Below are 23369 nucleotides of genomic sequence, written 5' to 3' on the forward strand. Positions count from 1 at the left end.
CTTCGGTAAATGAGATACATGTTTCTGGATTTTTTCATGTATGCAAAATTACTAATACAGTTTTGATAGTCATCAAAATTCATACACATTTGAAGTTCGTTAAGATTTAATGCAGAATTCATATTTTTTATGATGGATTTTTCAGAGGCTTGAGAAGTAAATTCCCTCTCCCAGAACAGAGAAAACGATAATCAGAATTACAGTTATCGTCATTAAACTTCCAACAATAAAACCAAATAGAGTATTCATTATCTGAGACATACAATTTTACTATGGCATAATAAAACAGGGAATATTTGATTTCAATGAACAGTATTTTATATTGAAAAGTAATTCTCATCTAAACTAACAGATGACAGGATATTTTTCATTATACCTATAGAAATTTTTAGTATCGAGTTTTACCGCATTTTCTACATGAAATAGTTCCATTTTTGGAATACATATGATCAGACCTCAAATCCAAATTCTCGTTCAATCAATTTCTCATACATGTCAAATTCGAAAGTTCTTTTCATTGTTATTGTAAAACTAGATTGAATTAAGAAATAAAGTGTGTTACAAACAAACTACGAGACACACAAGAAGTAATCACAGAATTACCACTACAATTAATTGGACATAGTTTGTGAAGATTCATTTTCTTTTTCTCCATATGAGATAGTCATAAAGTATTCCAATCTTTTACTCTTGAGACATAAAGTATGAGTTATTCGTAATCGTGTATAGGGCTATGAAATTTCAATAAGGATTTATTTTTTGGGAAGTGATATGAAAAATGTTGTGCCATTTCCCAGAGCAGAGGTAAATGAGATTGAACCCCCGTGTTTTTCAACAATAGTTTTACAACTAGGTAAACCCAAACCAGTTCCAATCTGTCTTGTGGTAAATAAGGGTTCGAAGATCATATCTTTAAATTTATCAGGTATACCAGGACCAGAATCCTTAATTTCAACAATTACATTTGGATCATCATCGGTTATTCGAATTTTTATTGTTCCATCATATTCCATTACCTGAATAGCATTTAAAATTAAATTTATCAAAACAATTTCAATTTTTTCATCATCACATGTGACTACTATATCGTTCTTCGGTGTAACAATTTCGACATTTTCTCTATGAGGTATTTTGTGAACAACATTGATAATTATTGATTGCAAAGAATGTTGGCCGAGATGAAGAGGTTTAGGCTTCACATAATCCATGACATCATCTACCTGATGAGAAATCCTCATGGCAGCGTTTTCAATTTTTTGAAAAATTTCATAGTATTTGTTTATAGTAGGATCTTCAAAAGATTCCAATAGTTGAATGGAGGTCCTAATAATCGCAAGAGGGTTTCGTAAATCATGAGCTATTCTAGAGGATAATGTCCCTATGATTGCCAGTCTTTTTGTTCTAAGTTTATCAACTTCTTTTCTTATTTCTTTAATTTCAGAAATATCTCTAAGGTTCGTATTACTTCCAACAAGTTTACCTGTATTATCATATAGATTATTTGTATTAAGTAAAACTGGAAACTTTGAGCCATCTTTTCTTTTCAACCATATCTCAATGTTTGTAATTTTACCAGTATTTTGCCATCTCTCGAAAGTGTTTTTCAGATCATCAAAACTATCTTCAGAAACATGATCAAAAATCGATTTCCCAATAATTTCATCTAATTCGTAACCTAAATTTTTTGCATAAGCATCGTTACACAGGAGAATTTTTCCATCAAGGTTAACTGTTCTACATAAATCAAGAGATGTTTCATAGATTAATTGATAAATTTCATTATGTGAAATATCTAACAAATATGGAGACGTGGAACTTTCCATATTATCACACTAAACAACTAAACTCAATTGTTTCCACAAGTTTTTTCATATCACAAGGTTTGGTGAAGACTGCATTGACATCATTTTCCAAATGTTCATATTTTGAATATCCCGTCATTATAAAAATTTTAGCATTAGGATCTATTTTCTTTATCTCTCTGATGGCATAGTTTCCATCATATTGAGGCATTTTCATATCCAAAATAACAAAGTTTGGTTTTAGCTCTTTGTACATGGTTACTGCCTGACAACCATTATTCCCTTTTCCCAAGATAGCATACCCTTTAAGTTCAAGGAATTGAGATACAACATCTACAATATCTTGTTCATCATCGACTATAATTCCTGAAATGATACTCAATGGCGTACAAAAAAAATCAGTAGGATAAAAAGTTTTAACTTATTCCAAAACGGATTATTTTGTAAAATAATTGAGGTCTGGGCATAAACATTTCCAAAGAAAATATTCAGGTTCCTAAAATGCATTTTACCTGTCTTGGGTTTTTCATACACATCATCAATTACGATACACTGCTACTTAATACACAAACACACACAACAAAACAAAGCCAGAAAATATAATTAAAAAAAGAACACACAGAGACTTATGAAGAGTTAAAAAAAAAGATATCAGAGAGAATCAAAACTAGAATCTCTTTTTTACTAAAATAGTCTTAATAATTATTGAAAAATTTGATGCACTTGAGGGTACTTTTCAAAGATTCAAGGCTATGAGATTCAAACACTTGTTTGGAAAAAAATGCTAATATGAGCCATTAGAGGCATGAACCGTTTTTGGGCAAAGTTTGAAGATTATCCCACATTCAAACTCAAAATTGCTATTTATCTGAATTCAATATTCGAACTTTTAGACTTTAATCATAACATATATTCAAATCAATTATTCAAAGTTTAAAATCCTTAGTATTTTGTTGAAATTTCAGAAAATATTATCAGGTTTACCCCCAAGAAATCACACTTGATTTAAAACGGTTTGAGAATATGTTGAATAAGTGTTGACTTGATGTCATCAGATCATAAATGAAACAACTCATTTAGAATTTGTTGCCAATTAAAGCGAATCACAAATGAATGAAACGACACAAACTCAGATAAATTTGGGTGATTACAACAAGCCACAGGAACAAACCAAAGCAGTAAGAATAGGCTTGATGATTTTGCCTAAAATCAACATCAAAGACTTTCAGACCAATAGAGGCAAACCATCGCCATATACACCAAAGGATTCGATTGGGGATGACGGATTGACAGATTACAATGTCATCGATACTGTGGAGACATTTGAGGTAAATAATCAAGTGGTAAGATCATTTTTTGTAACACCTGCAATAGTTAAGCAGATTCAAAGGGTTCCCAGTTACCAGTCAGAATTATCTGCTGGAAAGGTATTCGGACCATGTAAAATAGGTCAGAAAAAATCTGCAAAGAACAACGCAAATTATTGGTGTCTTCTTTTCCCTGGAGAAGAAGGCTACTAGACTTTTTTTATTAAGAATTACGCCGGTATATATCAAAGGAACACCATTAAAAGTATGATAAAAAATATCATTAAATTGAAATTTGAATCTTTGAAAATAAAAAGATATCAAATTCAGCAAAAAGATGTGACAAAATAAAATGAAATATCAATGCAGTGAATGTGATTTTCACTGGGTAGGAACAGTTGATACATTTGACAAAGTACGAGAACATGAAAAAATACATTTAGAAAAAAATAATGTAAAAACTAGTGAGGATAAAAAATAATGTCATTACGCTGTAAAGTTTGCAATACATCTAGTGGCATAAATGCAAACCAAATAAGTTGCAATGGGGAATGGGAATGTCAGACATGCGGAAATATACTTGACGTAAATGGTAATGTAAGTACACCACAAAATCAATGATCCTAAAACATGAAAAATGTAATTTTTAGTGTAGATGAATCATGCAATACTCTTAATACGCAAATCAGTAATTGATAGATGTGTCAAATCAACTATACTGTGATGTATGCCATAAGCTAAAATATCCTAGATTTGAAAAACAGCAAAAGTGCGAATGTCAAAGCACCTAAAAGTTTGATTTTAAAAAATGATTTTCTGCAAATCATATCAAAAGTATTCAGCTAAGTTTGTTAAACATACTCAGGCACAAAAACAGTGAATTTGAATAGGCGAAAAGAATTGAGTCAAAATTATCATTGAGATATTGTATCTAGTTTATTCAACATGATTCAGCGTAAAATCCTTAGAACGGAGTTTAGGTTTTCTGTTTTTCATTTTGACAGTCTTTACTGAATTCAGTTTCGTAGAAAAAGTAAAGAATTTTTCAATATATTTTAGAACAAACCAAAGAATAAAGATTAAAATCATTAATCCAATAGAAAGTCAATTTCATAAATAAGGCATTTTCCTCTTGTACCAGCATATTTTATTTCAAAATATTCAACAATATTAGTACCACATATCCAACAAAGATAATTTTTTGAATCTTGATCTGAAATCATAAGACATACATTATAGATTCTTTACAGGAAAGAAACACAATCAAATTCGATGATTTGATTAGATAGTATTTCATGTAATACGTCTCACATTATTCCACCGACAATATCTCATACAGTGCATCCTCCTCGTTAATCGTAATTAAGAACATTATTTGTTCATCAAAGGAATCATCAACAAACTCAAATTGTATGGCAATTTTTCCATCAGACGTACTAGTGGCATTAATCATCTCTATCTTTTTTGATATTGGACTGAAATATTCTATTGTCATCTTTTGATTGGTATCAAATCTTTCTCCGTGTAGTTCCAACATCCTCAAGTTGTTTGAATATTTGACCTTCTTCAAGTGTACTACTGGATTGACTGATTTTGATAACTCGTGAGTTGCAGTATAATCCAATCCCAATTTATCTGGTATCTGACTAGTCAAAAAAGCAATCTCAGATAGAGGGACTTGTTTTCGATGTGCTACAAACAGTTCATTAAAATCATCTTTTATGATGTTAATGATTTTTGTATCAAGGAAATCAACTGTTGGAATCTAGACCAAAAGATAAAAGAGAAACTAAGTGAAGAAAGTGATCTTCAAAATACGACATTGAATTCTCTGATTAGTCAAATTCTAGCAAAACATGTAGAACGTGGTACACTATACAGAGACATTGGATTTATGTCAATTAGAAAGTCATTGCTAAAAATTCTGTTTAATCAGTTATCTGATTCTTGTATAAAACAGACTTCTCAAACATCATGCAAGGAATTTTTCAAGGAGACTGCACTATACCTTTATGGTAATTATGATAGAAATTCTGTAATAAAGACTCTGGATTCATGGTTTGATGTCTCAAATATTCCATGTAGAAAGATAATAAATGAAGAGAGTACAAAAATTATCGTACATCACGAGCTTGGAGACAAGTGGACATTGTACTTTGAGACAATGATTAAATCAATTTTTGATGAACTAGATATCAAATCAGAGAACTTTGTAAAGACCACGGACAGTATATCTTTTAAAATTTACAAATAGCCAACTTTCATAATGTTTGTTAGAAATCTGTTTAATTATACTTGATGATTTATAGACACTTAATTAGTATGAAGACGTTGAAAGTCATGAGTGCATTTGAATAAACTATGCCCAGAATTTCAAAGGATAAAAGATCTGCCTGTAAAAAAACGGGTATTTTTTCTTAAAGAACATGATAATGAATTGGATTGACAAATATCAAAAACATACTAAAACAAAATGGCAGAAGTATTGTCACATTACTAAATGGAATTCTTAATTTGAAAATAACACCCAAAGGCACCAATATTCCTGGAAATTATCGAAAATGTGAGGACGAAAGTTGTCAGCGATTAATTCCATGTCCTCATGTACGATGTCAAGATCATCGTACAGATATGGCGGTGCAAGATTGGATTGTAAAGCATGTCGAGCCATTATAAAATGTCCAAAGTAGAATCATCAAAAAAGGAGGAATTAAAGATCTCCTTATCATTAGAAGATATTGATAAAATCGATAAAGAAATCAAAGAATTTGAAAATTCTTTAAAAAATGAACTTGATAAATCAGACATGGTTCTTAGTAAAGGAAGATAATTGACTGAATCACAAAATGAGAATACAGTTGAAAAATTGATTTTACAAAATACGTGTGAAAATTGTGGGAGTAAATTCAAGCCCATTAAAAGTATGACATTTGAAACATTATGTAATGCATGTTTAGAAAATAAATCAAAGTAAGTTTAGTCAATTTTTCATCTAGTTTATAGGACAAAGAGAACAAATCAGCATAATGATGATAAAGAGTTTAGTCAATGTGTCGATATTTCGACTATGTAAAATGGATGAATGTTAGATATGGTAGGGTATCTTGGAAATAAATCAGACATGGTTGTTCATCACTTGGCCACTATGGTTCCAGATTGCAAAATTTACTATGTTAAAAAAGAGGATAAAATCTACTTTGTTCCAGATATTCTTGAAGAAGCAGTAAAAGAAAAATTTTCTCCTTGTAAGCACTGCCTCAAATAAAATTAAAGATGAGAATATTTTTGAATTAACTGCAATGCAATATGGAATCTAAATGTAAAAACTGTGGAAAGAATTTTGATCTATTCATAAGTGAGTTTTGCACTAAAGAATGTGAAGAAAAATATTTCACACATCCCTTAGAAATGCAATAATTAAATATTTTAAAAATTATTAAAAATATTCAATAAAATAAAAAAGAGAGGATTACTCCTCAATGTTTAGTTCACTTTCTAAATCATCTAATTCCTCAACGGACATTAGTGGTTTTACATGAATAACACCATCTTGTGCTAATGGAATTCTAAGTCCATTTTCCATGTTTTGTATTTTAGCCATAGACCAGTCAAGAACGAAATCTCCTGGTTGATCATAGATTGGGGCATAGTTTCCTCTTAGAATTATTCTAAATGGCTCTCCCCCATCTAATGTTCCAGTTCCATGTAGTCGAAGTTTTCCATCTACTGCTTTGCCTTTCAATTCTAAAGTAGCATGTCTATTTTCTACAGTAATGTCAGCTAGAGATTTTACTTTCCAAACCCCATTACCTTGATGAACAGCTTTTCCAGTCATTCCGATTTTAGAATCATATGCTTGACCGCCTATGATTGCCCATCCATCAGTACCGCCTCTGAATTGAACTATATCTTTGTCTACTGGTGATTCAGTTGATACATTCAAAAATGCATCAGATTTTTCAAGTGAAACATTATCTGGTACAAATCCAATGTCTACATCTGCAAAAGCATTGGAGGTTCCAATTGTTCCAAAAACAAGCGCAGCAAGCACAGGTAGTGCCAATAACAGTGAATGTTTTTTGGTATTTTGTTTCATATGAAAAGAAAACAGAATTTTCTACTTAAGGAACAAGCAGAATTCATCAGTAAGAATCCTCAGTGAAAGAAAGAGACGACTCTAAAAATTATTGAGTTTTTTCACGTAGGCAGATAATAGAGCGTAGAATCAAACCGGATATACCCAAATTTGAAATTAGAAAGTCTTTGGTTCGTTTCAGAGGATTTTCACCGCGAAATCCCTCATCATAAATCATTTCTACAGAACCTTTGTCAGTTTCTACAAATGAGGTAATTAGAGAAAATGTCCCTAATTTATCATCAACTCGTTCATTGTAAAGACGTAATTCTACTTTGGAAATAATAAACTCATCTTGGACAAAATTCCCTGAAGACATCAAAATTTCAAAATCATCAGGAAATTTGTTTACTCTTTGAGGATCATGCAAATCAATTATTTTCATTTGGTATCATTTCAGATCATTCCTAATTAAGTAATATTTGTGTGTAAAGTCAGAATTATGCAAAATAATCGCTTTCCGCAAGTATTATTTAGAATAAAAAATTGTTTTTCAAAGTGGACCCACACGAATTTCATGGCAAAGACATTCCTCACATTAAACTAGACCCAGATATGACGATAGAAGATTTAGTGGATGTCTTTGCAAGTACAGGATATAATGGACGACAGCTTGGAGATGCCGCAAAACTTTATGCTCAAATGATTGAAGAAGATGCTACAATTTGTCTTACAGTTTCAGGAGCAATGACACCAGTGGGATTTGGTGGAATAATTAAAACACTTATTGAAAGAGGATTTGTTGACTGGATTATTACAACTGGGGCAAATGTATACCATGAAGATCATTTTGCTTGGGGATTACCTGTGAAGCAAGGAAGTTTTGATGTAGACGACATGAAATTGTATGAAAATGAAATTGTAAGAATCAGAGATGTATACATCAAATTTCATGAAACATTAGAGGCAGAAGACGAATTAATTCAAAAAATGTTTGGAGAGGATTTTCCAGACAAGCCATTTACAACTGCAGAGTTTTGTAATTTGATGGGAAAAATTAGCAAAGAAAAAGCAAAACATCCTGAAAAAAGCTTCATCACATCTGCATACGAATACGATGTACCAGTATACATTTCAACAATAAAGGATTCGTCATTGGCCTTGAATTTAGTAGTACATAGATTAAAAGACAAAATATACAATTTGGATTTTGTAAGAGAGATAATAGAGCAGGCATCTATTCTTTATGATTCAAAGAAATCAGGAATTTTAGAATTAGGTGGAGGAGTTCCAAAAAATACAGCTCAGCAAACAGGACCGCTATTAGATCAAATTCTTAAAAGAGATGACGGAGGACAAGATTACATTATTCAAATTACAGATGCACGTCCAGATACAGGAGGTTTGTCTGGCGCAACATTACAAGAAGGAAAGAGTTGGGGCAAAGTTCAAGATGCACACAATGGAATGGTTACAGTATACGCTGATGCGACAATCGCATTTCCAATTCTCGCATTATATGTTTTGAGCAATCAGAAAAAGAGGGAACCAAAAAGACTCTATAAGAAATTAGATAAACTATATGAGAAACTCAGAGATGATTATTTGAAAAATCCTTCAAATTAATCAAGAAAACTAAAATTTGTCAAATCTGGCGCGTTCAAGATCACGATCGTCTTTAGATTCTTTTTTCCATTCCTTATAGTGCTCTTTACAAAGGACTGTTTTTTTACCAGATGAATTTACTCGGAGACCTGCGTTTTCTACCTTTGCAGTGTTTAAAGAACGAGTACCGTCTTGGTCACACCCTTCAACATTGCATTTTGCGCCTTTGGATATAATGCCCATAACTTATGATAGACAAGATGTTATTTATACTTGAAAAGAGTTTGAAATTTTTAAATAATTTATAAAAATATCATACACAAGATTTCTTCATCGTTTATAAGAGGAATATTTTTTTCTAGAATTATGGGTGGAGCAAAAAAGCCAACTGCTGCAAGTAAGGACAAATCAGCTGGAAGCAAGGACACAAAAAAGAGTAAAAAAGACAAAGGTGAAAGTGGTCCAAAGAAAGCAGAAATTACAGTGATGGTAAATGAGCAACAGGCAATGAAAATTATTCAAAACTCCAAAGTAGTTACAGTCCAAGATCTTGCAAGACAAACAGGAGTCAAAATTTCTGCAGCAAATGCATTTCTAAAAAATTCTGCAATCAAAGGAACTGTGAAAAGAGTTGGAGGTTATTCAGGACATCATTTGTATCAAGCAGTTTCTTCATAGATACACAATACATCTCCAGATTTAACATCCTTTAGTGCATCAATATCGTCACCTAATTTTCCAATTGGCGTCATAGTTTTTCCAGACACTACATCGTTTATGAAAAAACAAATGCTTCCAGAGGATGATAAAAACGCCACATCGCCTTTTTTGAATTCAGATCTTGCCCTTTCGGTTCCAGAATCAACATTAGTTTCAAAATACAAAATACTTTTTCCTAAAAGATGGGCATTGCCCTCCAAGGGCAAGGATCTCATTATAGTCCCAACAGTGCGTGGAGACAAGTGACGTTTTAGATCACATGAAATTTTTGCTTTTCCTCGAATTTCTAAAATAAGTTGTTTTCTGGAAACTGATGATGTACTCAATTCGTACATTAAAATGATTAGATTATATAACGTTTTAAGAAAATTTTGGTACTTGCCTGATGTCGAAGAAGCACCATTGTTAGAGGTACCTGAAACTGAAGTTTTAGAAACACCAGAATCTGAAGTAGATATTTTACCAGAAGAAAATGCCGGACTAAACAAAGCACTCGATACTTATCGGAAATTAATAGAGAAAAAAGGCGGACTAGAACCGCTAAGTGAAAAAGATCAAGAAAATCTTGAAAAGAGAATCAAAGAGATTGAGAATAGAGAAGTTGTTGAAAAAATTGAAGAACATGAACCAAAAGAAATTCCATGTGAGAAAGGTAAAATCACAATTGGCCCACCAACACTTACAAGATTTGAAAAAGCAAGAATTATGGGGGCAAGAGCTTTACAGCTATCATTAGGCGCACCACCATTCATTCCAATTCCAACAACTGCAAGAATTTCATTAGATATTGCAATGGAAGAACTTGAACAAAGAGTGATCCCAATTACAATTAGAAGGGTACTTCCAAACGGAGATTTTCAAAATATTCCAATTGATTACTTTGAAAAATGAATCATTGGTCGATAAAACTTAAAAGAACAAAAAATTGCTGATTGTTGAATAATGCTCATGGAAGAGACAACTGAACCGTATGGTCAAGAGCAGACCGAAAAGTCTGATGGCACCATTATAAACATTGGAAATGATCCTGTAATGCAATCAGCTATAGATGTATTATCAATATTAGGAAGCAAACATCAAGTTATTTTAAAATCAAGAGGAAACGCAATTCCAAACGCAGTTGCAGTTGCAAACATAATCACCGAAAAAATGCTAAAAGGTAATTCCAAAATTCAAAAGATTACCCTAGACACAGTTGCAGCTCCTGGAATTGGCAGCATGACATCAACAATTGAAATTATTTTAAATAAAATCTAGTAAACGCTTCCAGGACCTTTGAGAAGCATGTTTTCACATTCTTTGCATACTTGTTCATCAATGTTTGATTCTAGATTGTGGTGTATTTCACAAATTAGTAGACTAGATTTGATATAATTACAAAGGCCGATGAATTTAGAAAGGCTAGATGGAGTGTATGCCATGTCTGATGAAAGACTGTCACTGAGCTCATCAATCATTATTGCAACTTGTTTTTCTGCTAAAAGTTTTGCAATTAGAGATGGGTCACCTCTTGTTCCGCGAATGTAATTACTAATGGCCGCTTGGGTGACTCCCAACATTTTAGAAATTTCATCTTCTCGAATATCATGATCTTCTGCAAGTTTCTTGGCAAGTATTGCACGTAATGCAGGAATTAGAGTTTTAGATTCAATTTCAGCAGGAAGAAGCATAATTCCCAAGAGCCCTACAACATATTTTAAGTTTGCAATGAAATACAAGAGCAATCAAAGAGACTTGATTAGGCATAGATATTTTAATTTCAGAGCAAACTGGGTTGTATTGGATAATGTTTCCAAGGATCTCTACAAAGTTTTAGAAGATTCCTGCAATTCATGCAAGTCTAATTTGATAGCATTATCTGGGGGATTAGATAGTTCCATCATAGCATATTTCTTAAAACATAGAAAACCAAAAGCTATTGCAGTTATTGCAGAAGACTTTGTTTCAACAGATCTAACATATTGCCAAAGAATCGCAAAGGAGATGGATTTGCCTCTTACAATTTATCATGTTAAAACTGCCATGATTCTTGAAGCAGTGGAAGAGACAATAAAAATTTTAAAGAATTTCAACGATATTGAGATTCGAAATAATGTTGTAATGTATCTGGCAATAAAATGGGCAAAAGACAATGGAGAAAAATCAATCATCACAGGGGACGGTGCAGATGAATTATTTGCAGGGTATAGCTTTCTTATCAACAAACCTGAAAATGAATTAGAAGCAGAAATAAATCGGGTTTGCTCAGTAATGCATTTTCCAACACAAGAGATCGGTAAAGAAGTAGGAATAGATGTAGAATCACCGTTTCTAAAAGACTCAGTTGTGGAACTGGCAAAAAAAATTCCGGCAGATATGAAAGTAAGAAACGAAAAAGAACAAAGATACGGAAAATGGATACTTCGTAAAACATTTGAGAAATATCTGCCTCGACAGATCACATGGAGAGAGAAATCGCCAATGCAAGACGGATCAGGCACTGCAGGGCTAACTAATTTGTTTGAATCGATAATTAATGAAGAAAAATATGTAGAAAAAAAACTAACTACAGAGAAAGAAGACAGTGTAATCATCAGAAGTAGAGAGTCAATGCATTACTATGAAATTTACAAGAAATGGTTTGGCATTCCTAAAAAAAGTACAGAGAATGGATGCCCCTATTGCAAACATGAAGTAAAAAATTCTAAATTTTGTAGAATGTGCGGAGCTTTTCCAATCTAGTTTTTATTTTTGTATTTTCGAGGTTTTTTGATAAAAATACGCCTGCAGCCATTGCAGCAAAAATGGAATTTTTTTCCATCATATTCATGAAGTAATGCTAGATCTTCATCAAGTTCGATTCCACATACAGGATCTACTGGCACAAGTTTTGTCTTTTTAATTTCTATTTATAGATACAGTTAGAAAGTCATCTTTATGATGAATGAAAGGAGTAATTTGTCTATCAATAAGACAAGTTTGGATAATCATACAGTTAATTCTTTGAGGGGCAGTCTAATTTTATAGGCCATATCAAAAATAATTTTTAAGATGTACTCGACATCAGATGAAGATAATTCTTTATGCACATTATCAAGAGATTCTTGGACAATTGAATTAATTTCAAAAGTTAATTCTGTTATTGCCAAATAATTAGAATCTAATTTGCTATTTGCGACCATGTTAGAAACAATGAGTTTTGATTGCTAATTAATAAGATCATAAATTCCTAAAAGTAAAAATAGATTCTATGCATGAATTATTTTAAGAATTTTTTTAGGTAAAACACCATAATCAGAATCAGGTTCTGACACTACGTAAAGAATATCCTCATTAATCAACACGCTAATTGCTAAAGCACGTTCTCGTGAGGCCATAGCAAAATTTACAGGTCCTAGTTGTTTGTCAAATTCTTTTCTCATTTTGACACGCAAAGCCAATTCCATGAAAATCATTTCGTCATCTTTTTCACTTTCTAAGGGTTCAACGTTCTCTCGCATTCCACCTGCAACTAATCGGCCCCTTTCATTAATTACCCCCGCAAATCGAATTTTAGGGTCTATTAATAAAACAGATTCACAGATTTTTGTGTAATCATAAATCTTGGCAGACAAGTACTCTAATGCCTAATAATGGCTCATTTATTATTTTTCCACAAGATTTTCCTGTCAGAATGAAAAAGGTGCTCACGAAGTAAGTTTTTTGACCAAGGCTAAAAATTCGTCTTCAGGGATTGGGGGAATTTTCATAATTTCAAGATTTTCTGATACATGTTCAGGAGATTTTTGCCCAACTAACGGAGCCAAAATACCAGGAGATGAGCGAATAAATTGCAAAGCGCGCAATGATGGTTTTAGGTCGTCAAATTCTGGCATTACACCAGGGGCCAACAAGCGTCCTTGCATAAATGGAACACTAGTGAAGACACCAATTCCTAATAATGACGCTGCCTCCAAAACTGAAACCTGTGTATCATTAATCATTTGATTTTTCCCCAATAATGCTTGATCATAATGCATGTTAAATGGCAATTGAATAAATCTAAATCCATGATCTTCACCACCGACTTTTTTAGCTAAATTAATGGTGTCTTCAAGGGAAAGATATTGGGAGTTGTCTTTTGTAACTCTAAAGCACTCCCATGTTGCCATTCCATAGAATTTAATTTTGCCCTCATCGCGTTTTTGTTCGTATAATTCAAAAACAGATTTTAAATTCTCCAGAAACTGTTCTTTGGCAACATCTTTAATTTGTCCCTCTACGGCATTATGCAGATACATTAAATCAACACAGCCCATGTTTAGATTTTTCAAACTCCGATCTAGTTGATCTGAAAGATAAGTAGGAGTCATACAATGATATCCAGACGTGACATCACCTTCTTTAATAACTCCTTTTTGAGAATATTCTTCTTTGACATATTCCCAAAAACCCAATTGAACATCTGCATCATTTGTAACGTAACCATTTTTGGTACTTAGAAACAATTGATCACGAGATATTTTTTCTTCTTGAATTAATTCAGAAATTGCCTTTCCAACGGAACGTTCTGCTTTTTGAGCACGATAATTAATTGCAGTATCAATTACATTTACTCCAGATAATATTGATTGCTTTACAGCATTTGTTACTAATTCATCAGTTCTAGAATCGGGATCACCAAGATACGTTCCAATCCCAACATTTGAAAGAGTTAGATTTGCAAAATCATTGAAATTTGATTGATTTACGCCTGAATTTTGAGCAAATTTTTTAGTTCCTTCCAGAGTCGCAAAGCCCGAAATCATGTTAATCATAATCAACTGCTAAATTTATGTCTAAATCGTCAAATGTCAATCAAGAAACTAGCCACAAACAAGGCACCAGTAATTCGACCAAACAACAAGGTGGAGGACATTGAAGGTACCAAATTCTCAACAGCGTCATAGTTTTTTTGCAAGCCCAATCCAGATTTTATCATTAAAGGCATGCTTAGAAGACTAATCAAAGAAAACAAAGGAAATAGATTTGCAGATACACCGACAATTATTGCACCATATGAGATTAATGGAAAAATCCAAAACAGTTTTGATGCTTTTTTCTTTCCAACTGTAATAACTAGAGTCTTTCTACCTTTTGATTTGTCTGCATCGTGATCTGGAAATGATGCAATGAAAAGAACTAATGCAGATAAAGAGCCGACAACAATTCCTCCAAGAATGGATTCTATGTTAATTTGGCCTGATTGAATAAAGAAAGTGCCAATTACAATCATTGAGCCCTTTACTGCTACAAAAAATTCACCTAAACCAGAATCAACAATTTTTGTAGAATAAAAATAGATAGACAAAATTGCAAATCCCAAAATCATTGCAATTAGTATCCCATCAGTGATTACAAAATAGCCACCAATTAGTGTTCCAATAATTAAAAATGCAATTCCTGCACGATAAACAGAAGATGGTTTGAGCAAACCTTCAGGCAATACCCCAGTACCACCACTCATCTTGGTTCGTTTTGTTTTAGTGTCTATTCCTCGTTTAAAATCCCAAAAATCATTTAGTAAATCCACACTTGCATGAAGTGCCATTACACCTGCAAATGTCAATAATGCATCAAGCAAGTCTAGTGAAGAGTTTTGCCACCAATTTAGCGCCAATCCCACAGAAACTGCAATTACTGATGCAAGAAGGAATCGGACTCTAATCACACGAAGCCATACTGAGAGCATAATAATATGGACTATTTTTCAGTATAATATTCATGAGTTTTGAGGTAAACCATTGTTTATATCAAATCTAAAGAATAGATTATACCGTGATAATTGGAAGAATTTTGGAAAATGAAAAAAGAGTAAAATTTAATGTCAAGATTCATTGTAATGATTGTGGAATGTCAGTTCCAGGAGGACTACAAACTGGAGAATCATATTTTCAAACAGATGGTTTTAAGATAGAATTAGAAGAGTTTAAGCGAAATTATCTTTGTGGAGTTTGCAGAGACAAGAAAAGAGTTGAAAAATAAAAAATCATCAGAAGAGGGAGAGGAAATATCCCCCTTCTAAATTGGCCTCAGACTTTAAGAAGATAAACATTGCAATTCCCATCATTAAAATTCCGCCAATTACAAGATAAACAGCCATTTAGGTAGTTCCAAATCAGTTGATGTCAAAAATTTTATCAAAAAAACAAGTGAGGAATAATCACACTAAGGACTCATCGTTAACTTCAATTGGTTTTCTACCCATAAAACCAGAATCTTTTTCATGCCAGAATTTTATTTCTGTCTCACCATATTTCCAACACAGCCAAACTTCCTCATCAAACCTCTTTGAAGGAAAATCAAGTAATCCTTGCTCAATACTTTTAACTGAAACACCAGTGTTTTCTAGGATTTCTACTGCTTCATAGAATTTTGTTACTGCTGAATTTAATTTCTGCTTTAATGTGATAAATTCTTTAAATGAATTTGTAGTTGAAAGACTCATCTGGAGTTGTTGCTCCAATTTTGACACTTCATTCTTTTTGGAAAGAGCGTATTCAAATTTTTTTATTACATCAGGAAGTGCAGCATTTGCCTCATTAGTAGTAAAAAGTGAGAACATATTCTTTCTCAGGAAGGCTGGATTAAAAATCTTAGGCACAAATTTATTAAGAATTCTAATAGAAACTGCAACATGAGCGAAGACCCATTAGAAGAAATCATAATTCAAGTAATTAATGGAGCAGTATCAACAATTCCAGCTTACCTAGAGGATATTAAGGAAAATAAAGATACACTCAAAGTTGAAAACCCTCAAGAATTTGTATATGGAATAGTAATGGGCATGGCCCTTGGCATGGGCGGTGCAATACTGAGTGCTCAAAAAGAAGTACCAACTACAGAAGATCAGATGAAAATAAGAGACATTGTATACAAACACATACCAGAGATAAGAGAACGAATATTCAATTGATTGAATTTAATCAAAAAGAAATAGATTTTCTAGAATCGCTAGAAGAAGCAAGGATTGCAACTTCTCACAATGACATTCCACATGTAAAACCAGTATCATTTGTATTCTGTGACAATGTCATTGTAGTTGCCACAGATTACAATACTCGAACATTTTCAAACATAAAATCAAATCCAAACACAGGAATTGTAATTGATGCATACAAATCAGGAAATCATAAAGCAATCTGCATTCAAGGAAAAACAGAAATTGTTGAAAACGGACCAGAATTTAAAAAACTATACGATATTTTTTATAAAAAATTTGAATGGGTTCAAAAAGATCCATGGAATGAAAACGAAGCGCCATTTTTGAAGATGATACCAAGAAACAAAGTAAGTTGGGGATTTAGTTAAAAAAATTCAAAAAAATAATTTTTGATTAGGCATACATTGAAACAGATTTATTGAGAGATTCAATTACATGATTGATTTTTCGTATATTAAATGGCTTGTGGATTATTGCAGCAACCCCCCATTCTTTTAATTCCTTTTGAAGCTCAGCAGAGGTATTTCCAGTTACAATCATCACTTTAGCAGTTGAATCGATTTTTTTGATTTCTTTTAGCGCTTCAAGTCCATTTAATTTTGGCATCTCTACATCCAAAAATAAAATGTCAGGCTTGTGTTTGGCAAAAAGTTTTATTGCATCCATCCCATTATGGCCAATGCCTAAAATTTCCAAGCCCTGGATAGTCAACAATTCAGAAAATAGTTCAGTGATTTGAATATCATCATCTACAACTACACAAGTATTGATCATCAATCCCAAATATGGTATTGATAACTAAGTATTAAGTTAATCTCTTATTATGTATAAAAGAGATTGTTTTTTCAGACAATACACTATTTAAAAAAGTCAATTTTTGAGATTTATTCATCAGATTTTGATTTAAATGAGGAATGAAATTTTTGCTATCAGATTTGGCAGTCCCGTCTAATTCAGATTCAGCTAATTTATTTCTCAAAAAGAATATTCCAGTCAAGGTTAATCCAAGAGAAATTAAATCAACAGTCGTGATTGTTTCAGATAGAAATATCCCAGCAAAAATTATTCCAAAAACAGAAGTGGTCGAATATAATAATACAGTTCGCACGGCACCAATTAATTTTAATGCTGCTAAAAACAACAGGGTAGACATCCCTGTTCCCAAAATGGATATAATCACGATGTTTGGAAGATATTGTATATCAAAATCCATCGGGATTTCAAGTAAAATTAAAAATGATAATGCAATTATTGCACAAAAAAACGAAGTTATCTGAGTAACTCTTCTTGTATCATATTTGTCACCAACATACTTGCATATTGTGATATCAGCAGCATAAAGAAGTCCAGAAATAATTATCAATAGATCACCTGTTGCAATTTCTTCTATATTCATTCCATTTTGAAAAATATTGTTACCAATTGGGATTATCATCATTCCAATGATGATCATGGAAAATGGAATGCATTCTTTTATGTTAATTCGTTCTTTGAAAATAACCATTGCAAGTATCAAAGAAAAAAGGATTTCACCATTACTAAAAATAGAAGCATTGACTGCAGAGGAATTTTGCAATCCGAAAAAATAGGTAGTTAATGCTGCTACTTCAGATAATCCAATTAAAGCCATAAACAAAATATCTCTTTGAGAAAACTTGCTAACAGGATCAGTTTTTCGCGCTATAGGGGTAAAAAACGCTGTACATATCATATAAATTAAAAAAGTCATAAAAATAGGATTTACTTCAATTATGTTTTCCCCCATTTCCAGCATTGGTTTTGATAAGACATGTACAAGGGACGAAAGAGCAGCAGCAAGTATAATAAAATAATATCCAAAGCGTGATTTTTTCCCATCTAGTTTAATCTTCAATTAATCCCATAATTGGGATCAACAGTCTACCTTAATAGTATGATCTATGGGTTCAATTAATTAAATTGGAATAGTTTGAAATATAGAACTTTTAGCAATATCTGAATCACTTAATTGGACATCTACAGTCAATTTGTTTTTTTCAATATTTATTTTCAAATTGGTAAATGCACAAGCATATTTGTTAATTTTTTTATTATCAACTACAATTTGATCGAATTGATAAATTAAACCATCATCAATGAGACTGTTGATTTTACGGTAACCTGATGTTCGCGGTAATTGACAATCTTTTAAAATATCATGTATGATTTTTGGAGACTCGGAAACAGATTCAATAATTTTCTTTTTTTCCATATCACCATACGCTTGTAAAATTATAGTATTTACATACGAATCTGAAAGAGTGTACCAATGCTCTTTTGATTTTCTTGGTTTGGATTGAAAAATATTTTCAAATATTTTTCTCTCAATTCCATCAGCACCTTTTCCAAAAAATTCTCGCAAAACAAGATCAAGCTTATCAAATTCCTCAATTGCCTGAGTAAGTGAAATTCCAAATTTTTCAAAAAGTCTATCATTAATTTTCTCTACAGTTTTTGAACCTAAATTCTTTTCAATAACTTCATTTAGTGATCTTACTAGTAAATGATCTAATCCAGACATCACATATTCATATTACTTCTTGCTTATTAGTTTTTTTTATGGGAATAATAGATATTTTTAATAAATAGTCATTCCCAATTTTGGGTATTGGCCATACAATTGTTTGATGAAAATAATATCAGGGAAATGCCCAGTGAAGAAAGATTCAATTTTTGTGAAAATATACTAAAAAATGACGATGATGAATCAAGGCGATGGGATGCAGTTTGGCTTGTAGGAGAATTAGCTGAAAATATTAATGAAAACCACAGAATACGTCAAAAAGTTGCAGACCTTATGGAATGGGTATTAAGAAATGATTCTAATGGAGTGGTAAAACATGAAGCAAGTTTTCAGATTGCAGCAAGAAACTTGAGGGAAAAAATTCCTCTTTTAGTAGAAATCTCATTAAATGACAAAAGTGTTTTATCAAAACATGAAGCAATCGAGTCTTTAGGGTTGATGAGAGCATTTGAAGTTGAAGAGGATATTAAATTAGCATTAAAGGATCCCAGTTCAGATGTTAGAGAAACAGCTGAATTTATTCTCAAAAGATTCAAAAGATTACGGAACTCTGGGGAATATACACCGTCAGAAATACTCTAAAAAATACAAAAGTAAATCATATGAAAATGGGTCAAAATTATGTTTATTAGCAGTTACAGGAATTTTTGATTAACCAAAATGACAGAGCCAGACATAGTCCCATCAAAATTAAATACCAACATAAATTATAAGATAATTCTAGGAATCATTTGTGCAGTAATAGTTTTCCATATTTATGTAAATTATTTTTCTACTGCTGATGATTCTGAAACAATAATTTCAATTTTTTCATTTTTGAATCCATTAGCAGTTTCAATAGCATCGTTCATTGTAGCGATAAAATATATCGATGCAGGGGTTTATCGAAAAGCAAGCATATCATTAGGATTTGCATATTTGATGATTTTTCTTGGAGAGATAACTTATCTTATTTACGATTTATTTTTAGATATTGATCCTTATCCTTCAATTGCAGATGTTTTCTTTTTCTTACAATATCCATTGACATTAGTATATGTGATTTTAAACATCAGATTTTTTTCTTCATTTTCAAACAAATACAAAGCATGGGTAATCATTTTACCCAGCATAATTTTGATAAGCTATTCAATCAATGCATTAAATGAATATGGGGAAGCAGGATTTGATTTCTATTATGGATTAATTTTTGTTTCATCTGCAGGAGTGTTATTAGCATTCTCAATTCTAGGAGCAACAATATTCAGAGATGGGCTTCTAGGAAAAGCTTGGATGATACTAGTAATTGGCATTTTGACAATAACTATTGGCGACATATGGTATTACTATCTTGAGCTTATCGGAGAATATGATCTCAGTGATCCAGTTAATCTATTTTGGTATAGCGGAGCATGGATAATCATCTACGCATTGTATAAACATAAAAAAATCATTTAGAAAGATTTTGAAAGTCAGTAATATTTGACAACTCATCCAACAATAATCTAAAAACAATTATGAAATTAAAGAAAATATTAAATTCAGATAAATTATAAATGAAGAAACAATTAAGAAATAGAAAATAGAGTAAACAACAATGGCAGTTAAAATAAAATGCTCACACATACTCGTAGCAAAACAAAGTGAATCACTTGTAATTTTAGAGAGAATTAAAAATGGTGAAAAATTTGGAAAATTGGCAAAAGAATTGTCAATTGATTCAGGAAGTGCAAAAAAAGATGGAAGTTTAGGCTATTTCACTAAAGGTATGATGGTAAAACCATTTGAAGAAGAAGCATTCAAACTACAAATTGGAGAGATTTCCAAGCCAATTAAAACAGAATTCGGATATCACATAATCAAAAGATTTGAGTGATTTGAATCAACACAGATTTTGACTTTATCAACATCATCAATTTTTAGACTGATTTTCTTAAAAAAAATCAGCTCAAATTTGACCGTGTAATTTTTTTCTTTTTGAAATAGTTTTTTCATTTCATTTGATTTTGTTCGAGTTGAGGCTAACATAGAGTCATATCAAAAAATAGTTTAGAAGAACAATATCAATTTCCACACTTAAAACCAAAATAAAATACACAACATTTTTTGGGACAGTACAACAAAATCTCTCATGGTTTTACTAAATGAGAAAACATTAGAAGAGATTCTCACATATCTGGAAAAATCAATTATTAATCTAGCAAAAGAAACATTTGAGAATTTAGAAATTGAGGGAGTAAAGGGTTTTCTGGAAAACCAGTTTGAATCAAGACTTGAGAATTTCTTGTAGCAAAAGAAAGCAGTATTCACCACTTAGAATCAGGAATGAAAAATAAAATTATTCAGAGAAGGCAAAAGATTTTGGAGCAAATTTCAAATCAATATAAAATCTAGAGAAAAGCATCCAATCCTGTTTTTTGAGATTCAGTTTCATGATTTTTTTCTAACACTCTGGTCATTTTGTCACCCATTGATTTTGCTGCAGTCATCTTTCTTTTTCCAATCCAGTAGTATGTCTCATCAATAGTATTTTTAGCAATTAGTACTACTAGTTTACCAGTATCTTTTCTTCCAGTTCTCCCTCTTCTTTGGATAAACCTAATTGAACTTGGCACATTGTCATAAAAGATAACTTGGTTAACTTCGGCAATATCTAGTCCCTCCTCACCAACACGTGTTGCCACCAATACCTGAAAAACACCGTCTCTGAATTTTTGTACTGTTTCAATCTGCTTTTTTTGTTTTAAACCAGCATCCCCTGCTTTTCCAATCAAGATTCCAGCCGAGATTCCCATCTCAGTTAATTTATTGAAAATTAGATCAACTGAATCACGATAGCTGGTAAATATCAGAGCCTTGCCAGGAACAGATTCAAGAATTTCTTTCAATTTTGGAATTTTAGAGTGCTCTATTCCACGTGATTGTGCTTCCTTTGCAAGATGGATTGCCCTTGTAAAATTAGGATCCACCTCAAAAAGTTCTTTGATTCCCACACCCTTTTTTGCCTGTGCACGTTCGCAGAATTTTAGAAATGGTGTAATTCCATGTGCTTCTAGTATGTTTAGAGCATAATGAATTCTAATTCCAGTAAAGAGAGGCTTTGCAGAGCGCCTATTCTGATTTAATACAAATTGTCTGATTCTCAGTAGCGCAGACAGAGATCGTTGTTCTGCCATACGAATTCCATTTTTTCTCAGAGCCTCATATCTTTCATCTAATGCTAATTTCAGCAAGGTTTGAATTGATTTTAATTCAGGTGGCAGTTCCACATTAATCCATTCAGTGTGAGTTTCTTGAGTGTAAGGCTTTACATCAGGACTATCTTCTCTTCTTTCAGCCACACTTGAAATTCTAAGCTTTGTCAGAATCTCTGTTGCCTTTTCTTTTTCACTAGGAAGAGTTGCAGTCATCCCAAGAATTCTTGCAGAAGAATTTTCAAAACTTTGTGCAATTCCAGAGTATGCATAATCACCAGCTGTTCTGTGAACTTCATCAAAGATGACAAGGCCGAATTGATCAGGAGTTATAATTCCCCTATTCAAGTCATTTCTAGCAATTTCAGGAGTAGCACAAATTACGCTATTATTCCAGAGTTTGGTTCGTTTCTGAATTGGGTCCTCGCCGGTAATCAGCGAAATATCATCCAAAGTAAGATTTTCTTTTAAGAATTCATAATGTTGATTTACTAAAACTCTAGTTGGAGCCAGAAACAATATTCCTCCTGTTCCTCTTGACAAATATTCTGCAATTACCTGTAATGCAATTGCAGTCTTTCCCAGTCCAGTAGGCAAAACAACAATGCAATTTTCTTTGATTGCTTGATTTGCAAGATTTACTTGATAATCACGTCTCTCTATAGAGTTTTTTTGGACATATTTTTTCTCAAGATATTGTTCCAATCTAAAATAATCATCACAATTTATTGATTTTATGCTTTCGTGTAGCAAAATACTATCCAATGCTCAAATATGAACAGCTGCCGGGTTTGGATAAGACTCAACTCATCTACAAATAGTAAAATTTCAAATTGGAAGAGGAAACTGAGCCTAGATAATGCATAAAAATTCAAAATTTCACAGAAATTAGACTTTGGAGAATTTCCTCAGGAGAGAAGAATTCAGATTTAAAAAAATACATGAGAAAATATACAAAAAACATCACAAAATAAGAAAAATAAAAATTGAAAAAACTACCTCATTCTAGTTTTTTCTTTGCTTTGTTAATCATCGTAGTCTCTTCACGTAGATGTTTTTTCAACAAGCGCTCATGATCTTTTTTGTGAACGCTGTATGCTTTGTTTAGAGCCTGTTTTGTGTTTGCTCTTTTAACAGCATTTTGAAATTTTTTGTGAATGACGTTTACTTGTGCTGAATAGCTTGCCATTGAATCGATAGTCCAT

General features: G+C 32.2%; 38 protein-coding genes. 19 read left to right on the forward strand and 19 right to left on the reverse strand.

The features are described 5' to 3' along the window. Positions 1-752: 752 nt before the first annotated feature. Both C5F50_RS07430 and C5F50_RS07435 read right to left on the reverse strand, forming a co-directional pair. On the reverse strand, positions 753-1823 hold the full coding sequence (locus C5F50_RS07430; protein WP_179370750.1) for a two-component system sensor histidine kinase NtrB: 1071 nt from the start codon (positions 1821-1823) through the stop codon (positions 753-755). Between the two features lie 4 nt (positions 1824-1827). Then, on the reverse strand, positions 1828-2184 hold the full coding sequence (locus C5F50_RS07435; RefSeq protein ID WP_179370751.1) for a response regulator: 357 nt from the start codon (positions 2182-2184) through the stop codon (positions 1828-1830). Positions 2185-2911: 727 nt separating this feature from the next. Here C5F50_RS07435 and C5F50_RS07440 point away from each other — a divergent pair. After that, positions 2912-3322 carry a hypothetical protein gene (locus C5F50_RS07440; RefSeq protein ID WP_179370752.1) on the forward strand — a complete coding sequence of 137 codons (411 nt, stop codon included), beginning with the start codon at positions 2912-2914 and terminating at the stop codon, positions 3320-3322. A 139-nt stretch (positions 3323-3461) separates the two neighbouring features. Continuing rightward, positions 3462-3590, forward strand: coding sequence for a hypothetical protein (locus C5F50_RS13255; RefSeq protein WP_280924441.1), 129 nt, complete (start codon positions 3462-3464; stop codon positions 3588-3590). Between the two features lie 831 nt (positions 3591-4421). On the opposite strand, the gene C5F50_RS07445 is transcribed toward C5F50_RS13255, so the two are convergent. Further along, a complete protein-coding gene (locus C5F50_RS07445; protein ID WP_179370753.1) occupies positions 4422-4763 on the reverse strand; it encodes a hypothetical protein in 342 nt (113 codons plus the stop codon). Positions 4764-4796: 33 nt separating this feature from the next. Between C5F50_RS07445 and C5F50_RS07450 the strand changes: the two genes are divergently transcribed. From C5F50_RS07450 to C5F50_RS07470, 5 genes are all read left to right on the forward strand, one after another. Further along, positions 4797-5363, forward strand: a complete 567-nt coding sequence (locus C5F50_RS07450) for a hypothetical protein (protein ID WP_179370754.1) — start codon at positions 4797-4799, stop codon at positions 5361-5363. A 188-nt stretch (positions 5364-5551) separates the two neighbouring features. Further along, positions 5552-5785: a hypothetical protein gene (locus C5F50_RS07455; RefSeq protein ID WP_179370580.1), complete on the forward strand. Its 234-nt coding sequence runs from the start codon at positions 5552-5554 to the stop codon at positions 5783-5785. Between the two features lies 1 nt (position 5786). Further along, a complete protein-coding gene (locus C5F50_RS07460) occupies positions 5787-5939 on the forward strand; it encodes a hypothetical protein (RefSeq protein WP_179370755.1) in 153 nt (50 codons plus the stop codon). Beyond that, complete coding sequence (locus C5F50_RS07465) at positions 5940-6083, forward strand: hypothetical protein (RefSeq protein WP_179370756.1); 144 nt, start codon at positions 5940-5942, stop codon at positions 6081-6083. A 117-nt stretch (positions 6084-6200) separates the two neighbouring features. Then, entirely contained in the window at positions 6201-6374 is a 174-nt protein-coding gene (locus tag C5F50_RS07470) for a hypothetical protein (RefSeq protein ID WP_179370757.1), read from the forward strand. Positions 6375-6578: 204 nt separating this feature from the next. Here C5F50_RS07470 and C5F50_RS07475 read toward each other — a convergent pair whose 3' ends face one another. Together C5F50_RS07475 and C5F50_RS07480 are read right to left on the reverse strand one after the other, a co-directional pair. Then, positions 6579-7205, reverse strand: coding sequence for a hypothetical protein (locus tag C5F50_RS07475; protein WP_179370758.1), 627 nt, complete (start codon positions 7203-7205; stop codon positions 6579-6581). Positions 7206-7293: 88 nt separating this feature from the next. Next, a complete protein-coding gene (locus tag C5F50_RS07480) occupies positions 7294-7629 on the reverse strand; it encodes a hypothetical protein (RefSeq protein ID WP_179370759.1) in 336 nt (111 codons plus the stop codon). 113 nt (positions 7630-7742) lie between these two features. On the opposite strand from C5F50_RS07480, the gene C5F50_RS07485 reads away from it, so the two are divergent. Next, a complete protein-coding gene (locus C5F50_RS07485) occupies positions 7743-8810 on the forward strand; it encodes a homospermidine biosynthesis protein (RefSeq protein WP_179370760.1) in 1068 nt (355 codons plus the stop codon). A 9-nt stretch (positions 8811-8819) separates the two neighbouring features. On the opposite strand, the gene C5F50_RS07490 is transcribed toward C5F50_RS07485, so the two are convergent. After that, the gene (locus tag C5F50_RS07490) at positions 8820-9032 is read right to left on the reverse strand and encodes a hypothetical protein (protein ID WP_179370761.1); all 213 of its coding nucleotides are present in this window, start codon (positions 9030-9032) and stop codon (positions 8820-8822) included. Positions 9033-9155: 123 nt separating this feature from the next. On the opposite strand from C5F50_RS07490, the gene C5F50_RS07495 reads away from it, so the two are divergent. Then, on the forward strand, positions 9156-9467 hold the full coding sequence (locus C5F50_RS07495) for a MarR family transcriptional regulator (protein WP_179370762.1): 312 nt from the start codon (positions 9156-9158) through the stop codon (positions 9465-9467). Here C5F50_RS07495 and C5F50_RS07500 read toward each other — a convergent pair. Continuing rightward, positions 9449-9844: a cyclophilin-like fold protein gene (locus C5F50_RS07500; RefSeq protein WP_179370763.1), complete on the reverse strand. Its 396-nt coding sequence runs from the start codon at positions 9842-9844 to the stop codon at positions 9449-9451. The two genes, C5F50_RS07495 and C5F50_RS07500, sit on opposite strands and share 19 nt — an antisense overlap. A 43-nt stretch (positions 9845-9887) precedes the next feature. Between C5F50_RS07500 and C5F50_RS07505 the strand changes: the two genes are divergently transcribed. Then, complete coding sequence (locus C5F50_RS07505) at positions 9888-10400, forward strand: DNA-directed RNA polymerase subunit K (protein WP_218843322.1); 513 nt, start codon at positions 9888-9890, stop codon at positions 10398-10400. A 51-nt stretch (positions 10401-10451) separates the two neighbouring features. Further along, the gene (locus C5F50_RS07510; RefSeq protein WP_179370765.1) at positions 10452-10766 is read left to right on the forward strand and encodes a ribonuclease P subunit p25 family protein; all 315 of its coding nucleotides are present in this window, start codon (positions 10452-10454) and stop codon (positions 10764-10766) included. On the opposite strand, the gene C5F50_RS07515 is transcribed toward C5F50_RS07510, so the two are convergent. Further along, the gene (locus tag C5F50_RS07515; protein ID WP_179370766.1) at positions 10763-11179 is read right to left on the reverse strand and encodes a transcriptional regulator; all 417 of its coding nucleotides are present in this window, start codon (positions 11177-11179) and stop codon (positions 10763-10765) included. The two genes, C5F50_RS07510 and C5F50_RS07515, sit on opposite strands and share 4 nt — an antisense overlap. A 109-nt stretch (positions 11180-11288) precedes the next feature. Here C5F50_RS07515 and C5F50_RS07520 point away from each other — a divergent pair, with 109 nt between their 5' ends. Further along, positions 11289-12230 (forward strand): asparagine synthase C-terminal domain-containing protein, encoded by a 942-nt coding sequence (locus C5F50_RS07520; RefSeq protein WP_179372958.1) that lies wholly within the window; start codon positions 11289-11291, stop codon positions 12228-12230. On the opposite strand, the gene C5F50_RS07525 is transcribed toward C5F50_RS07520, so the two are convergent. The 5 genes from C5F50_RS07525 to C5F50_RS07545 all read right to left on the reverse strand — a co-directional run bounded on the left by C5F50_RS07525 (position 12227) and on the right by C5F50_RS07545 (position 15198). Continuing rightward, positions 12227-12373 (reverse strand): YHS domain-containing protein, encoded by a 147-nt coding sequence (locus tag C5F50_RS07525; protein ID WP_179370767.1) that lies wholly within the window; start codon positions 12371-12373, stop codon positions 12227-12229. The genes C5F50_RS07520 and C5F50_RS07525 overlap by 4 nt on opposite strands. A 102-nt stretch (positions 12374-12475) precedes the next feature. Then, on the reverse strand, positions 12476-12670 hold the full coding sequence (locus C5F50_RS07530) for a hypothetical protein (RefSeq protein WP_179370768.1): 195 nt from the start codon (positions 12668-12670) through the stop codon (positions 12476-12478). A 66-nt stretch (positions 12671-12736) separates the two neighbouring features. After that, positions 12737-13102 (reverse strand): DUF6659 family protein, encoded by a 366-nt coding sequence (locus tag C5F50_RS07535; RefSeq protein ID WP_179370769.1) that lies wholly within the window; start codon positions 13100-13102, stop codon positions 12737-12739. A gap of 72 nt (positions 13103-13174) precedes the next feature. Beyond that, the gene (locus tag C5F50_RS07540; protein WP_179372959.1) at positions 13175-14275 is read right to left on the reverse strand and encodes an aldo/keto reductase; all 1101 of its coding nucleotides are present in this window, start codon (positions 14273-14275) and stop codon (positions 13175-13177) included. Positions 14276-14313: 38 nt separating this feature from the next. Beyond that, on the reverse strand, positions 14314-15198 hold the full coding sequence (locus C5F50_RS07545; RefSeq protein WP_179370770.1) for a prenyltransferase: 885 nt from the start codon (positions 15196-15198) through the stop codon (positions 14314-14316). A 104-nt stretch (positions 15199-15302) separates the two neighbouring features. On the opposite strand from C5F50_RS07545, the gene C5F50_RS07550 reads away from it, so the two are divergent. Further along, positions 15303-15491: a hypothetical protein gene (locus tag C5F50_RS07550; protein WP_246281998.1), complete on the forward strand. Its 189-nt coding sequence runs from the start codon at positions 15303-15305 to the stop codon at positions 15489-15491. A gap of 178 nt (positions 15492-15669) precedes the next feature. Here C5F50_RS07550 and C5F50_RS07555 read toward each other — a convergent pair whose 3' ends face one another. After that, complete coding sequence (locus C5F50_RS07555) at positions 15670-16071, reverse strand: DUF2203 domain-containing protein (RefSeq protein WP_179370772.1); 402 nt, start codon at positions 16069-16071, stop codon at positions 15670-15672. A 72-nt stretch (positions 16072-16143) separates the two neighbouring features. Here C5F50_RS07555 and C5F50_RS07560 point away from each other — a divergent pair, with 72 nt between their 5' ends. Further along, positions 16144-16422: a hypothetical protein gene (locus C5F50_RS07560; RefSeq protein ID WP_179370773.1), complete on the forward strand. Its 279-nt coding sequence runs from the start codon at positions 16144-16146 to the stop codon at positions 16420-16422. Further along, positions 16419-16817, forward strand: a complete 399-nt coding sequence (locus C5F50_RS07565) for a pyridoxamine 5'-phosphate oxidase family protein (RefSeq protein WP_179370774.1) — start codon at positions 16419-16421, stop codon at positions 16815-16817. The genes C5F50_RS07560 and C5F50_RS07565 overlap by 4 nt, the downstream gene beginning before the upstream one ends. A gap of 25 nt (positions 16818-16842) precedes the next feature. Here the strand turns inward: C5F50_RS07565 and C5F50_RS07570 are convergent, their stop codons facing one another. From C5F50_RS07570 to C5F50_RS07580, 3 genes are read right to left on the reverse strand one after another with little or no spacing between them, the layout of a single operon-like run. Then, entirely contained in the window at positions 16843-17223 is a 381-nt protein-coding gene (locus tag C5F50_RS07570; protein ID WP_179370775.1) for a response regulator, read from the reverse strand. Positions 17224-17254: 31 nt separating this feature from the next. After that, complete coding sequence (locus C5F50_RS07575; RefSeq protein WP_246281999.1) at positions 17255-18322, reverse strand: DMT family transporter; 1068 nt, start codon at positions 18320-18322, stop codon at positions 17255-17257. Between the two features lie 60 nt (positions 18323-18382). Continuing rightward, positions 18383-18988 carry a hypothetical protein gene (locus C5F50_RS07580; RefSeq protein WP_179370776.1) on the reverse strand — a complete coding sequence of 202 codons (606 nt, stop codon included), beginning with the start codon at positions 18986-18988 and terminating at the stop codon, positions 18383-18385. A gap of 87 nt (positions 18989-19075) precedes the next feature. On the opposite strand from C5F50_RS07580, the gene C5F50_RS07585 reads away from it, so the two are divergent. The 4 genes from C5F50_RS07585 to C5F50_RS13065 all read left to right on the forward strand — a co-directional run bounded on the left by C5F50_RS07585 (position 19076) and on the right by C5F50_RS13065 (position 21260). Beyond that, positions 19076-19573: a HEAT repeat domain-containing protein gene (locus C5F50_RS07585; RefSeq protein WP_179370777.1), complete on the forward strand. Its 498-nt coding sequence runs from the start codon at positions 19076-19078 to the stop codon at positions 19571-19573. Between the two features lie 78 nt (positions 19574-19651). Then, positions 19652-20428 carry a histidine kinase gene (locus C5F50_RS07590; protein WP_179370778.1) on the forward strand — a complete coding sequence of 259 codons (777 nt, stop codon included), beginning with the start codon at positions 19652-19654 and terminating at the stop codon, positions 20426-20428. A 139-nt stretch (positions 20429-20567) separates the two neighbouring features. Beyond that, positions 20568-20846 (forward strand): peptidylprolyl isomerase, encoded by a 279-nt coding sequence (locus tag C5F50_RS07595; RefSeq protein ID WP_179370779.1) that lies wholly within the window; start codon positions 20568-20570, stop codon positions 20844-20846. Between the two features lie 255 nt (positions 20847-21101). After that, positions 21102-21260, forward strand: coding sequence for a hypothetical protein (locus C5F50_RS13065; protein ID WP_246282000.1), 159 nt, complete (start codon positions 21102-21104; stop codon positions 21258-21260). A 100-nt stretch (positions 21261-21360) separates the two neighbouring features. On the opposite strand, the gene C5F50_RS07605 is transcribed toward C5F50_RS13065, so the two are convergent. Further along, the gene (locus C5F50_RS07605) at positions 21361-22869 is read right to left on the reverse strand and encodes a DEAD/DEAH box helicase (RefSeq protein WP_179370780.1); all 1509 of its coding nucleotides are present in this window, start codon (positions 22867-22869) and stop codon (positions 21361-21363) included. A 295-nt stretch (positions 22870-23164) separates the two neighbouring features. Beyond that, entirely contained in the window at positions 23165-23353 is a 189-nt protein-coding gene (locus C5F50_RS07610) for a hypothetical protein (RefSeq protein ID WP_179370781.1), read from the reverse strand. Positions 23354-23369: the final 16 nt, after the last annotated feature.

This window comes from Nitrosopumilus ureiphilus (genome assembly GCF_013407185.1).
Classification (GTDB): domain Archaea; phylum Thermoproteota; class Nitrososphaeria; order Nitrososphaerales; family Nitrosopumilaceae; genus Nitrosopumilus; species Nitrosopumilus ureiphilus.

Coding starts and splice junctions, on each gene's coding strand:
- C5F50_RS07580 (WP_179370776.1), bottom strand. CDS start 18,988: ATGTCTGGATTAGATCATTTACTAGTAAGATCACTAAATGAAGTTATT.
- C5F50_RS07510 (WP_179370765.1), top strand. CDS start 10,452: ATGCTCATGGAAGAGACAACTGAACCGTATGGTCAAGAGCAGACCGAA.
- C5F50_RS07450 (WP_179370754.1), top strand. CDS start 4,797: ATGTGCTACAAACAGTTCATTAAAATCATCTTTTATGATGTTAATGAT.
- C5F50_RS07500 (WP_179370763.1), bottom strand. CDS start 9,844: ATGTACGAATTGAGTACATCATCAGTTTCCAGAAAACAACTTATTTTA.
- C5F50_RS07480 (WP_179370759.1), bottom strand. CDS start 7,629: ATGAAAATAATTGATTTGCATGATCCTCAAAGAGTAAACAAATTTCCT.
- C5F50_RS07440 (WP_179370752.1), top strand. CDS start 2,912: ATGAATGAAACGACACAAACTCAGATAAATTTGGGTGATTACAACAAG.
- C5F50_RS07555 (WP_179370772.1), bottom strand. CDS start 16,071: ATGTTCTCACTTTTTACTACTAATGAGGCAAATGCTGCACTTCCTGAT.
- C5F50_RS13255 (WP_280924441.1), top strand. CDS start 3,462: ATGAAATATCAATGCAGTGAATGTGATTTTCACTGGGTAGGAACAGTT.
- C5F50_RS07570 (WP_179370775.1), bottom strand. CDS start 17,223: ATGATCAATACTTGTGTAGTTGTAGATGATGATATTCAAATCACTGAA.
- C5F50_RS07610 (WP_179370781.1), bottom strand. CDS start 23,353: ATGGCAAGCTATTCAGCACAAGTAAACGTCATTCACAAAAAATTTCAA.
- C5F50_RS07590 (WP_179370778.1), top strand. CDS start 19,652: ATGACAGAGCCAGACATAGTCCCATCAAAATTAAATACCAACATAAAT.
- C5F50_RS07595 (WP_179370779.1), top strand. CDS start 20,568: ATGGCAGTTAAAATAAAATGCTCACACATACTCGTAGCAAAACAAAGT.
- C5F50_RS07490 (WP_179370761.1), bottom strand. CDS start 9,032: ATGGGCATTATATCCAAAGGCGCAAAATGCAATGTTGAAGGGTGTGAC.
- C5F50_RS07515 (WP_179370766.1), bottom strand. CDS start 11,179: ATGCTTCTTCCTGCTGAAATTGAATCTAAAACTCTAATTCCTGCATTA.
- C5F50_RS07460 (WP_179370755.1), top strand. CDS start 5,787: ATGTCCAAAGTAGAATCATCAAAAAAGGAGGAATTAAAGATCTCCTTA.
- C5F50_RS07530 (WP_179370768.1), bottom strand. CDS start 12,670: ATGGTCGCAAATAGCAAATTAGATTCTAATTATTTGGCAATAACAGAA.
- C5F50_RS13065 (WP_246282000.1), top strand. CDS start 21,102: ATGGTTTTACTAAATGAGAAAACATTAGAAGAGATTCTCACATATCTG.
- C5F50_RS07560 (WP_179370773.1), top strand. CDS start 16,144: ATGAGCGAAGACCCATTAGAAGAAATCATAATTCAAGTAATTAATGGA.
- C5F50_RS07430 (WP_179370750.1), bottom strand. CDS start 1,823: ATGGAAAGTTCCACGTCTCCATATTTGTTAGATATTTCACATAATGAA.
- C5F50_RS07540 (WP_179372959.1), bottom strand. CDS start 14,275: ATGATTTCGGGCTTTGCGACTCTGGAAGGAACTAAAAAATTTGCTCAA.
- C5F50_RS07470 (WP_179370757.1), top strand. CDS start 6,201: ATGGTAGGGTATCTTGGAAATAAATCAGACATGGTTGTTCATCACTTG.
- C5F50_RS07475 (WP_179370758.1), bottom strand. CDS start 7,205: ATGAAACAAAATACCAAAAAACATTCACTGTTATTGGCACTACCTGTG.
- C5F50_RS07545 (WP_179370770.1), bottom strand. CDS start 15,198: ATGCTCTCAGTATGGCTTCGTGTGATTAGAGTCCGATTCCTTCTTGCA.
- C5F50_RS07495 (WP_179370762.1), top strand. CDS start 9,156: ATGGGTGGAGCAAAAAAGCCAACTGCTGCAAGTAAGGACAAATCAGCT.